Here is an 11,916-nt window from a genome sequence, read left to right on the forward strand (position 1 = left end):
CCCGCTGAACCACCAGACTTCAAAGCGCAAAACTCCTTTTTGCCGCCCGGTCATCTCTGGCCAACAGCGCCCCTGCCTGCGATGTGACAATAAAACTCACAGCAGCCCAGGTCACAAGATTACTGTGCCGTTACCCCGCTTTCAGCACTCCGGAATCATCTCCGGCACGGCCAGTTCCTTAAGTTATTTTGTGTGAGGCGTCTAACATGCCCCTGTTAAAAACTCCCCATGTAGCGGAAGACTTTGTGCTGCCTTTTTCTGAGGCTCGTCGTCAGTTTCGTAGTTTGGCCAGTACCGCTCTGGATACTCTGCCAGGTCAACTGCTGCACTTTGCTCATCCGGAAACCGGCCCTCAGGGCGAAGCGCTGAGCAGCGACTGGCTTTGGTTGGGTGAAGACTCGGCGCCGGCGGTTCTGGTGATTATCTCCGGCACCCACGGTATCGAAGGTTATGCAGGTTCTGGTCTGCAGCGTCATCTCTTACCTGATCTGGTGACGGTGCTGCAGCAGAAGGCTGGCTTGGCAGCACTGGTGATTCATACTCTGAACCCTTGGGGCTATGCCTGGCAGCGCCGTGGCGACCATAAAAACATCGATCTGAACCGAAACTTTATCGATTTTGATGCACCACTTCCGGTCAACTCAGGCTTTAACGACCTGCTGCCGGCGCTGGCGATGCCTCAGGAAGAAAGAAGCCTGTTACTGAATCAGTGGCAACGAAGTCTTGGGGCTACCCGATACGAGGAGGCCGTTAGTGGCGGCCAGTATCAGCACAGCAATAGCCTCTTCTATGGTGGCAAAAAGCCTTCATGGAGCCATCAGACGCTCCTGAGCGGACTGAACACCCTGAACCTGAACCGCGCTAAGAAAATTCTGGTGCTGGATCTGCATACCGGTCTTGGTCCTTACGGCTATGGTGAGCTGATCAGCGATCATCTTCCGGGCAGTGCTGGTGATATTAAAGCCGCCCAGTGGTTTGGAGATCAGGTAGCCCGTCCGGCGCTGGGTACTTCCAGTTCGGTTCCCAAAATTGGCCTGATGGACTATTACTTTCATCAGCTGCTGGGGGATCGAGGCTGCTACATGACCTACGAGATGGGTAGCTTTGGCACCGAAGCTCTGTTCGATGTGCTCTGTGAAGAACAGCGTTTCTACAACGCTAACTCAGGTTCCACGACATACCCGATATCGGAAGAGGACAATCCGGCCAGTCTCGCCATGATGCGTCATTTCTGTCCGGACGATCCGCACTGGCAGGCTGCTGTCAGCATGCGTTTCCGTCAGGTTGTGGGTATTGGTATTGATCAGTTGCTTAAAGAGATTCGCAAACAGTGAATCAGGCAATAAGAGAATCAGCTCAATTCGATGATATCGCTAGGCTGAGAAGTGAGGAAACCATGAACAGCAAAGCAAAAGCGGCAACAGCCATGATCAGAAAAGCTCGGACTCAGGATCTGAATGCTTTGCTGGCGCTGGAAAACCTCTGCTTCAGCAGCGACCGCCTGTCCCGCCGAAGCTTTCGGCACTTTCTTAATGCTCAGGGGAATAAAAGCTCACCAAACAAGCTAAGCTCCTCAAACAAACCCGGTATTCAGAACAGCAAGACCGATGAGCTGCCAACGTCCTCCCTCTGGCTGGTGCTTGAAAACGATCAGCCGGATGCTGAGGTAATCGGCTATGGCTTGCTATTGTTTCGCCGGGGTACTCGTCTGGCTCGTCTCTACTCGATCGCCGTCAGCCCTAACCATCAGGGCAAAGGGATCGCAGGCTTGCTGCTGGATACATTAGAGCAGGAAGCCGCTGATCTGAATCTGGTCTTTCTGCGACTTGAAGTACGGCAGGACAATCAGCCTGCTATCGGGCTTTATGAAAAGCGCGGCTATCGTTGGTTCGGCACCATTAAAGACTATTACGAAGATGGCCAGACCGCGCTGCGGATGGAAAAGCGACTGCTGCGTGGCATAGCGGCTACGCCAAAAAATCTGCCCTATTACCGGCAGAATACCGATTTTACCTGCGGGCCTTCGGCACTGCTGATGGCGATGCGTGCTCTGGATAATCAGGTGGAGATGACGCTGGATGAAGAGCTTCAGATCTGGCGGGAAGCGACCACCATCTTTATGCTCTCAGGACACGGTGGCTGCTCACCCCACGGGTTGGCACTGAGCGCCTGGCGTAGGGGTTTTAGTGTCGACCTTTACGTCAATACCGAAGCAACCCCCTTTATTGATTCGGTTCGTGATGAGAGCAAAAAGCAGATTATGACTCAGGTGCACCAGCGTTTTATGAGTGATATCGAGCGCTCGGATATTCGTCTGCACCATGAGGAACTGAGCACCGATAAGCTGCAGCAACATCTGCAGGAAGGCGCCAGTGTTATCAGTCTGATCAGCACCTGGCGCTTTAACCGTAACAAGATCCCGCACTGGGTGACACTGGTCAGAGCAGATGATGCCTATATGTATCTGAGTGACCCTGAACCGGATGATGATCTGATGCATACCGAGACCGATAATATTGCGGTTCCGGTTAGCCTTGAGGACTTCAGCGCCATGAATCGCTATGGTCGTAATAAGCTGCATTGTTCTCTGGTGCTTACGTTATAAAATCGCTGCTGATTGTGTGAAGCGATCGCTCAATTACAAACTGCTCCACCACAAACAGTTCCGTAGCAAACAGGTCCATAACAAACAGCCACATAACAGACAGACATAAAAAAACCCTGAGCGGATAAACCGGTCAGGGTTTTCTTGTTTCCAGATCAGGCAGTCTGGTCTGACTCTGATCAGAACAGTCGGTTCAGACCGTTCAGAGCCGCTACCCGGTAGGCTTCCGCCATGGTTGGGTAGTTGAAGGTGTTGTTGACGAAATACTTGATCGTATTACCTTCACCTTCCTGATTCATGATCGCCTGACCAATGTGCACAATCTCAGATGCCTGGTCACCGAAGCAGTGAATACCCAGCAGCTCCAGCGTCTCGCGGTGGAACAGGATCTTCAGCATACCAGCGGTTTCACCAGTGATCTGTGCACGAGCGGTGTCTTTAAAGAAGGCCTGACCCACTTCGTAAGGGATCTTAGCTTCAGTCAGCTCACGCTCACTCTGGCCCACAGAACTAATCTCTGGAATGGTGTAAATACCGGTCGGAACCTCGTTCACGAAGCGGAATTCATCATCGTCCAGAATGTCTGCTGCTGCAGAACGCCCCTGGTCATAAGCTGCACTTGCCAGACTTGGCCAGCCGATTACATCACCCACCGCATAGATATGTTCTACGCTGGTACGGTAGTGCTGATCCACCTCCAGTTGGCCACGACCATTAGGCTCCAGACCTACCAGTTCCAGACCGATATCTTCAGTGTTACCGGAACGGCCATTACACCAGAGGAAGGCGTCAGCACGAAGCTTCTTACCGGATTTCAGCTCAAGGGTTACCCCCTGTTCATCCGCAGTCACTTTCTCATATTCTTCGTTGTGACGGATCAGAACACCGGTGTTACGCAGGTGGTAACTCAGGGCGTCGGAGATCTCGTCATCCAGGAAAGAAAGCAGACGATCACGGTTATCGATCAGGTCAACTTTTACCCCCAGGCCACTGAAGATAGACGCATATTCGCAACCGATCACACCTGCTCCGTAGATGATCAGACGACGCGGCGTGTGACCCAGAGTCAGAACAGTATCGCTGCAGTAGATACGTGGATGACGGAAGTTGATATCAGCCGGACGGTAAGGACGGGAACCTGTTGCAATAACGATCTTCTGAGCACGCAGCTCTTCAGTACCATTGTGCGGGTCACGCACCATTACGGTGTGGGAATCCAGAAAACGGGCTTTGCCAAAGTAAACGTCGATACGGTTACGGGCATAAAAGTTGGTTCGCAGCTGAACCTGACGCTCGATAACGCGCTGTGAACGCTCTAAAACTTTCGGGAAAGAAAACCAGCGAGGCTCACCAATATCACGGAACATGCGGTTGGTGTTGAACTGGATAATCTGCTTCACTGCGTGACGCAGTGCTTTGGAAGGGATAGTACCTTTGTGAGTGCAATTACCACCTACAGAGCTCTGCATCTCAACAACCGCAACACGTTTACCGTGCTTGGCTGCGTTCATTGCTGCGCCTTCACCTGCAGGGCCTGTACCTATCACTACTACGTCGTAATTATATACCGCCATTGTCGCCGAATAACTCCCTAACCGTCGTGTTAGATCTGACTGTGCCTGAGCCTTCTAATCCTGATCGTTCGTGGACTGAACGTCTCTAATGTGGACTCATTAGTCACTGTCAGCAATTATGCTTTGGCCGCGTATCTACCAAAGCACTCTATTATTATTGATATTTCTTATTAAACTTTTAAATCTTACAGCACATAAAAAAACCAAAAATGCAGCCGAAATAATCCGGCTGCTTATTCTGATCTTATTTGTTCTTTTCTTCATTCTGCATTGCATCATAAGCCAGATCAGTACGGGCTGACGCGTTACCGGCTTTCTTTTCCTGCTCGGTTTCACAGATATCTTTGTTACCACCACAGATATCGCAGTCCGAAATCATGCCGATAGCACTCATACCGCCACAGGAACCCGTGATCGGCTTGCGGCCAAACAATACGCCAACCGCCATACCAGTAATGATCAGTGCAATTACGGCAAAAGCCAGAAGCATAGTAGTCATACGAACTTACCTCAGATTATTCAAAATTCTTCAGCGACGAACCGGGCTATATCGCCCTTTATTACAGATTCGCCAGAGCAGTAAATTGTTCCGTCTGAATAACGTCAAAGCCTTCTCCGTCGGCTTTGACCAACATATAAACAGCCAGTCCCTGCTCACGGGCAAACTCGAGCCCTTTCTCGGGTCCCATCACCATAAGAGCGGTTGCCATCGCATCTGCAGTAGCACAGGAAGGATGCAGCACAGTTACCGAAGCCAGCTTATGGGTAATGGGGCGACCAGTCAGCGGGTTGATGGTATGAGAAAAACGCTGACCATCAGCTTCAAAATAGTTTCGGTAACCACCGGATGTAGCCACAGATACATTGGTTACCGCTAACACTTCCTGAACCACCTGACCGCTCGTGCTTGGCTTCTCAATAGCAATTCGCCAAGTCGAGCCATCCGGTTTATGGCCTTTAAGACGAAGCTCACCACCGACTTCTACCAGATAATTATGGAAGCCCTGACGGTCAAGATAACGGGCAACCTGATCTACGCCATAACCTTTGGCGATGGCAGAAAGGTCCAGATAGATATCTTTATCTTTTTTTAGCGTTGGTGAATCGCTCTCAACACCTCTGACCGCAACTGACTGATAACCAACACGTTCAAAGGCAAGTGCCAGCTCAGCTTCACTCGGCACCTGATCTGGTCTCAGATCCGGGCCAAAGCCCCACAAATTAACCAGAGGGCCTATAGTGGGATCAAATACACCACCACTCAAGACTGCAATCTGCAGCGCTTCTTCAACCACTACAGCAGTGTCCGCAGAAACCGGAAACCACTGGCCAGCACTCATCTGATTAAAACGGGATAACTCAGAGTGCTGCTTGTAGGTCGACATCTTCAGATCAACATCGACCAGAGAATTCTTAATGCCTTCAGCAAGTGCCTGCTGACCGGCTTTATCAAGGCGAATGCCTTCACTTTCGACCACAGAAACGTGGTACTGAGTGCCCATAATAGGGCCGGAAAACTTGATAATGACCGGATCACTATCGCAACCAGCAAGAAGGGCCAGCCCTGTTAAGGCCAGCCCCACTTTGATGGCCTGTCCCAGATGGGACAGGCCGGCAGCGATCAGCATTCCGATCTGTTGCCAGGCAGATCCTAAAAGACCTGTCAGCAACAGCTTGAGATCACTGCGCATTACTTAACCACCGAAGTCGTCAAGCAGGATGTTCTCAGGCTCAACACCCAGATTCAACAGCATCTGGATCACAGCAGAGTTCATCATTGGAGGTCCACACATGTAGTACTCACAATCTTCCGGCGCATCATGATCACGCAGGTAGTTTTCGTACAGTACGTTGTGGATGAAACCGGTCATACCGGTCCAGTTATCCTCCGGCAGCGGATCGGACAGAGCCAGATGCCAGGTGAAGTTCTCGTTTTCTTCTGCCAGCTGGTCAAACTCTTCTACGTAGAAGGCTTCACGTACAGAACGTGCACCGTACCAGAAAGAGATCTTACGCTTGGAGTTCAGACGCTTCAGCTGATCGAAGATATGGGAACGCATAGGCGCCATACCCGCACCACCGCCGATGAAGACCATCTCGTTATCAGTCTCTTTAGCGAAGAACTCACCAAATGGACCGGAAACAGTGATCTTGTCGCCCGGCTTCAGGCTGAATACGTAAGAAGACATCTGACCCGGTGGTACATCATCACGGCCCGGAGGTGGTGAAGCGATACGGATATTGAACTTAACAATACCTTTCTCTTCCGGATAGTTCGCCATGGAGTATGCACGGGTGATGGTTTCATCAACCTTAGATACGTACTTCCAGATGTTAAACTTATCCCAATCCGGGTGATACTCTTCACCGATATCGAAGTCTTTGTAGTGAACTTCGTGCGGAGGAACTTCCAGCTGTACATAACCACCAGCGCGGAAGTCTACGTTTTCACCTTCAGGCAGACGCAGAGTCAGCTCTTTAATGAAGGTTGCTACGTTGTCGTTAGACTCAACCGTACATTCCCACTTCTTAACACCGAAGACATCAGCTTCTACTTCAATTTCCATGTCCTGTTTAACAGGAACTTGGCAAGACAGACGCCAGCCTTCTTTCTTCTCACCCATAGTGAAGTGAGATTCTTCCGTTGGCAGAATAGAACCGCCACCAGCAGAAACGATACATTTACACTGGGCACAAGAGCCGCCGCCACCACATGCAGATGACAGGAAGATACCGTTTGAAGCCAGTGTCTGAAGCAGTTTACCGCCCGCAGGGGTAGTAATTTTCTGCTCGCCATTAATGGTTACAGTGACATCGCCACTGCTAACCAGCTTGTTGCGTGCTGCCAGAATCACCAGTACCAGAGATACTACGATGATCGTGAACATGACCACGCCCAGCACAATAAGTTGTGAATCAACCATGTTCTGAACCTTTTTGTTCTAAGTTTCCGTCAACTGTGTACTTACAGCTGCACGCCCGAGAAGGACATAAAGCCCAGAGACATCAGACCTACAGTCACAAATGTGATACCCAGACCCTGCAGGCCCGCTGGTACATCACTGTACTTCAGTTTTTCACGGATACCCGCCAGCGCAACGATCGCCAGCGCCCAACCGATACCAGCACCGGCACCATATACCACAGACTCACCGAAGTTGTAGTCACGCTCAACCATGAACAGAGACGCACCCAAAATGGCACAGTTCACAGTAATCAGCGGCAGGAATACACCCAGTGCGTTGTACAGTGCAGGTACAAATTTATCGAGGAACATCTCCAGGATCTGAACCATAGCGGCGATTACGCCGATGTAACTCAGATAACCCAGGAAGCTCAGATCCATAGATTCGGCACCTTCCATGCCGGTCCAGGTCAGCGCGCCTTCACGCAGCAGGTTGTTATAGATCAGGTTGTTTACCGGAACGGTAATCACCAGTACTACAACAACGGCAATACCCAGACCCAGAGCTGCTTCGATCTTTTTCGAAACCGCCAGGAAGGTACACATACCCAGGAAGAAAGCCAGAGCCATGTTTTCTACAAACACAGCCTTAACCAGAAGGCTTAAGTAGTATTCAAACATTATACGGCCTCCTTAGCCTGAGTATTTGGAGCGATCTTAAACTCAGCTTCTTCATTCTGAGCAGGCTGCCAGGTACGGATCAGCCAGATAAAGCCAGCAATGATGAAGAACGCAGAAGGTGGCAGCAGCATCATACCGTTAGGCAGATACCAACCACCGTCATTGATTTTTTCCAGGATCTGGATACCGAACAGGCTACCGGAACCAAACAGTTCACGGATGAAACCAACAAACAGCAGAACTACGGTGTAGCCCAGACCGTTACCGATACCGTCGATGAAGCTCATCACAGGACCGTTTTTCATCGCGTAAGCTTCAGCACGACCCATTACGATACAGTTGGTAATAATCAGGCCAACGAATACCGACAGCTGCTTACTGGTTTCGTAAGCGTATGCTTTCAGCATCTGGTCAACAACGATTACCAGAGACGCAATAATGGTCATCTGTACAATAATACGGATGCTGTTTGGGATCTGATTACGGATCATCGAGATAAACATGCTCGAGAAAGCCGTTACCAGAGATACCGCAACACCCATCACGATAGCAACAGACAGACTGCTGGTTACCGCCAGTGCCGAACAAATACCCAGAATCTGCAGAGCAATCGGGTTGTTGGCAAAGATTGGAGAGACAATAACGCTCTTTGGAGTATCAGCCATTTTTATACTCCTTCCTTACGAAGTTTGCTTAGGTAAGGGCCGAAACCCTCTTCGCCAACCCAGTACTGAACCAGATTAGTTACACCACGGCTGGTCAGAGTTGCACCGGACAGGCCGTCAACTTTGTGCTCAGCATTTGGTGTAGAAGCATCAACAGAACCTTTAACCAGTTCGATCGCTGGGTTCATGTTGTCACCTTCAAAGACTTTCTTACCCGGCCACAGAGCTTTCCACTTAGGGTTATCAACTTCACCACCCAGACCCGGAGTTTCCGCGTGCTGGTAGAAGCCAAGACCGATTACAGTGTTAGCATCTGCTTCCAGAGCCAGGAAGCCGTGCAGAGTCGACCACAGACCATAACCACGCACCGGCAGAATGATACGATCCAGCTGACCGTCCTTCTCTACCAGATAAACAGTGGCAAACTGCTCACGACGCTTGATACCAGCAACGTCTTCACTGTTAGACAGTGCTTTCGACATAGAAGGATCTTTAGCCGCTTTCAGCTGATCGTAAGTTTCAGCGTTGAACTCGTCGGTGTACTCACCAGTGTTCAGGTTCACAACACGAGGTGTAATCTGAGCATAAAGTTCGTCAATGGACTTACCTGGTTCCATCAGACCGGCAGCAGCCAGAATGTTGGATTTACGGTCCAGGTCTTTGTTTTCCTGCTGTTGTGCTTTGAACATTACCGCTGCGCCGGAAACAATCACGGAGCAGACGATACACAGCAGTAACGCTACGGTAAGCGTTTTCTTGATGGAATCGTTGCTACTAGACATTGCGCATCATTCTCCGTTTGATATTGGCCTGAACCACAAAGTGGTCGATAAACGGTGCAAACAGGTTCGCAAACAGAATCGCCAGCATAATACCTTCTGGGAATGCTGGGTTGACCACACGGATCATCACTGTCATTGCACCGATCAGAATACCGAACCAGATCTTGCCAGTATTAGTCATAGAGGCAGATACAGGGTCAGTCGCCATGAAGAACATACCAAAGGCCAGACCACCCAGAGTCAGGTGCCAGTACCAAGGCAGCGCGAACATAGGGTTAGTATCAGAACCGATAACGTTCAGCAGAGAACTCAGTGCGAACATACCGATGAACACACCCAGAACGATACGCCAGGAAGCGATCTTGGTTGCCAGAAGAACAGCACCACCGACCATAATCGCCAGCGTCGAGGTTTCACCCATGGAACCCGGCATTACACCCAGGAAGGAATCCCACCAGGTCAGAGTTTCAGTCAGACCGTTCATGCCTTCAGCAGCAGCAACACCCAGTGCAGTTGCACCAGTGTAACCGTCTACTGCAGTCCAAACCGCATCACCGGAGATCTGGGCAGGGTACGCGAAGTACAGGAATGCACGACCTGCCAGAGCTGGGTTAAGGAAGTTCTTACCGGTACCACCGAAGATCTCTTTAGCAACAACCACACCGAAGGTAATACCCAGTGCAACCTGCCACAGAGGAATGGTAGGAGGAAGCGTCAGAGCGAACAGGATAGAAGTTACGAAGAAACCTTCGTTCACTTCGTGGCCGCGCTTCATTGCAAACAGTACTTCCCAGAAGCCACCCACAACGAAGGTAACCGCATAAACAGGCAGGAAGTACATCGCACCGTGGATCATGTTGTCCCACAGGCTTGCAGGGTCATAGCCAGCAAACAGGCTGATCAGCGCACCGCGCCAACCTTCAACAGCAGCGATACCTTCCGCAGCCATCGCCATGTTCGCGTGGTAACCCACGTTCCACATACCGAAGAACATTGCTGGGAAAGTACACATCCAAACAGTAATCATCATACGTTTCAGGTCAACACCATCACGTACGTGAGCTGTGGTTTTAGTAGTAGAACCCGGCGCATAGAAAATGGTATCTACGGCTTCGTAAAGCGCGTACCAGTTTTCATACTTACCACCTTTGTGGAAGTGAGGTTCCATATTATCAAGGATTTTACGCAGACCCATTATGCCCCCTCCTTCTCAATCGTGGTCAGATTGTTGCGCAGGATAGGACCGTATTCGTACTTACCAGGGCACACGTAGGTGCACAGCGCAAGATCTTCTTCGTCCAGTTCCAGACAGCCCAGCTGCATCGCAGACTCGATATCACCAACGATCAGTGCACGCAGCAACTGAGTCGGCAGAATATCCAGAGGCATAACACGCTCGTATGAACCTACTGGAACCATCGCACGCTCACTACCGTTAGTATTGGTAGATGGCGCGTAGTTCTTCAGGCCAAACAGCTTGGAGATATAGATGTTCAGCATAGAGTGCTTGTTCGCACCCGGAGACAGCCAACCCATAAAGTCACGGTTCGTGCCTTCTTTCAGAACGCTAACCTGTGTGTGGTAGCGACCCAGGAAGGAGAAAGGACCTTTAGCAGTAGTACCGCCAAATACTGAACCAGAGATAAGACGTACGGCTTCACGGTCAGCAACTTCGCCACCGCAAACATCTTCCAGAGATGCACCCAGACGGGTTTTAACCAAACGTGGATTCTTAACTTCAGGACCGCCCAGAGCGATAACGCGGGAAATATTCAGTTCACCGGTCAGGAACAGCTGGCCGAAAGCCACTACGTCCTGGTAACCGATAGACCAAACAGTTTTCTCTGAGCTAACAGGATCCAGATGATGGATGTGAGTACCAACCAGACCCGCAGGGTGCGGACCGGCAAACTCTTCAACCACAACCTGACCACCAGCCTGTGCAGGAACAGAAGCGCCTGCTGCCTTACAAACGAAAACTTTTCCGTCTGTCAGACGTGCCAGAACCTCAAGACCCGCCTGAAAATCAGCTTCCTGACCTTTCAGAACTGCTGCAGGATCTGCAGCCAGAGGGCTGGTATCGATCGCCGTTACAAAGATGGAGTTCGGAGTGGATTCCAGAGCCGGAACACGGCTGAACGGACGGGTGCGCAGTGCAGTCCACAGGCCGGATTCAATCAGCTGTTCCTGGACTTTTGCACGCTCCAGAGAAGCCAGATCAGCCTGACCAAACTTGGCAAACTGAACTTTTTCTTCCTGATCCGCAACTTTGATAACCACAGACTGGAGTACACGGCGCTCACCTCGGTTGACGGCAATAACCTCACCGGCAGCAGGAGCAGTGTATTTTACACCTGGGGTCTTTTTATCACTGAAGAGCTCTTGACCTAGCTTAACCTGGTCGCCGACTTTCACTGCCATTGTAGGCTTCATACCCACATAGTCAGTGCCAATCACAGCGACCGTACGCGCCTGAGCAGCATCTTCGATGCTTTGCTTTGGCGCGCCGGCTATAGGCAGATCAAGGCCACGTTTGATTTTTATCATACGTCTCGCCCAATCACTTAGTTATTTTTTAAAGGTAAAGCTTAGATAACCCCATGCAGATTGCTTCGATATGCTTAGAAACAGCCTGCATCAGGTCGATAATTCTTATGTACAGCCTTGCTGTTTTCACGATCGCAGGTCTGCCCACCCGGATCGC

11 protein-coding genes are annotated in these 11,916 nt (G+C 50.6%); 2 read left to right on the top strand and 9 right to left on the bottom strand.

What is annotated here, in order from left to right; genetic code table 11:
• Positions 1-206: 206 nt before the first annotated feature.
• Positions 207-1,334 carry a DUF2817 domain-containing protein gene (locus BV405_RS08870; protein ID WP_086480504.1) on the top strand — a complete coding sequence of 376 codons (1,128 nt, stop codon included), beginning with the start codon at positions 207-209 and terminating at the stop codon, positions 1,332-1,334.
• Positions 1,335-1,396: 62 nt separating this feature from the next.
• Positions 1,397-2,605: a GNAT family N-acetyltransferase/peptidase C39 family protein gene (locus BV405_RS08875; protein ID WP_086480505.1), complete on the top strand. Its 1,209-nt coding sequence runs from the start codon at positions 1,397-1,399 to the stop codon at positions 2,603-2,605.
• A gap of 179 nt (positions 2,606-2,784) precedes the next feature.
• On the opposite strand, the gene sthA is transcribed toward BV405_RS08875, so the two are convergent.
• From sthA to BV405_RS08920, 9 genes are all read right to left on the bottom strand, one after another.
• On the bottom strand, positions 2,785-4,179 hold the full coding sequence (sthA, locus tag BV405_RS08880; protein WP_086480506.1) for a Si-specific NAD(P)(+) transhydrogenase: 1,395 nt from the start codon (positions 4,177-4,179) through the stop codon (positions 2,785-2,787).
• A 244-nt stretch (positions 4,180-4,423) separates the two neighbouring features.
• Complete coding sequence (gene nqrM / locus BV405_RS08885; RefSeq protein WP_086480507.1) at positions 4,424-4,678, bottom strand: (Na+)-NQR maturation NqrM; 255 nt, start codon at positions 4,676-4,678, stop codon at positions 4,424-4,426.
• Positions 4,679-4,739: 61 nt separating this feature from the next.
• The gene (locus BV405_RS08890; protein WP_245832284.1) at positions 4,740-5,870 is read right to left on the bottom strand and encodes an FAD:protein FMN transferase; all 1,131 of its coding nucleotides are present in this window, start codon (positions 5,868-5,870) and stop codon (positions 4,740-4,742) included.
• A 3-nt stretch (positions 5,871-5,873) separates the two neighbouring features.
• A complete protein-coding gene (gene nqrF, locus BV405_RS08895; protein ID WP_086480508.1) occupies positions 5,874-7,103 on the bottom strand; it encodes an NADH:ubiquinone reductase (Na(+)-transporting) subunit F in 1,230 nt (409 codons plus the stop codon).
• 41 nt (positions 7,104-7,144) lie between these two features.
• Complete coding sequence (gene nqrE / locus BV405_RS08900) at positions 7,145-7,765, bottom strand: NADH:ubiquinone reductase (Na(+)-transporting) subunit E (RefSeq protein WP_086480509.1); 621 nt, start codon at positions 7,763-7,765, stop codon at positions 7,145-7,147.
• Positions 7,765-8,430 carry an NADH:ubiquinone reductase (Na(+)-transporting) subunit D gene (locus tag BV405_RS08905; protein WP_086480510.1) on the bottom strand — a complete coding sequence of 222 codons (666 nt, stop codon included), beginning with the start codon at positions 8,428-8,430 and terminating at the stop codon, positions 7,765-7,767. The genes nqrE and BV405_RS08905 overlap by 1 nt, the downstream gene beginning before the upstream one ends.
• A 2-nt stretch (positions 8,431-8,432) precedes the next feature.
• Positions 8,433-9,212, bottom strand: coding sequence for a Na(+)-translocating NADH-quinone reductase subunit C (locus tag BV405_RS08910; RefSeq protein WP_086480511.1), 780 nt, complete (start codon positions 9,210-9,212; stop codon positions 8,433-8,435).
• The gene (locus BV405_RS08915; protein ID WP_217895614.1) at positions 9,205-10,407 is read right to left on the bottom strand and encodes an NADH:ubiquinone reductase (Na(+)-transporting) subunit B; all 1,203 of its coding nucleotides are present in this window, start codon (positions 10,405-10,407) and stop codon (positions 9,205-9,207) included. The genes BV405_RS08910 and BV405_RS08915 overlap by 8 nt, the downstream gene beginning before the upstream one ends.
• Positions 10,407-11,759, bottom strand: coding sequence for a Na(+)-translocating NADH-quinone reductase subunit A (locus tag BV405_RS08920; protein WP_086480513.1), 1,353 nt, complete (start codon positions 11,757-11,759; stop codon positions 10,407-10,409). Before BV405_RS08920 ends, BV405_RS08915 begins: the two co-directional genes overlap by 1 nt.
• Between the last annotated feature and the right edge of the window lie 157 nt (positions 11,760-11,916).

Origin of the sequence: Oceanospirillum sanctuarii (assembly GCF_002150805.1) — a bacterium.
Classification (GTDB): Bacteria; Pseudomonadota; Gammaproteobacteria; order Pseudomonadales; family Halomonadaceae; genus Oceanospirillum; species Oceanospirillum sanctuarii.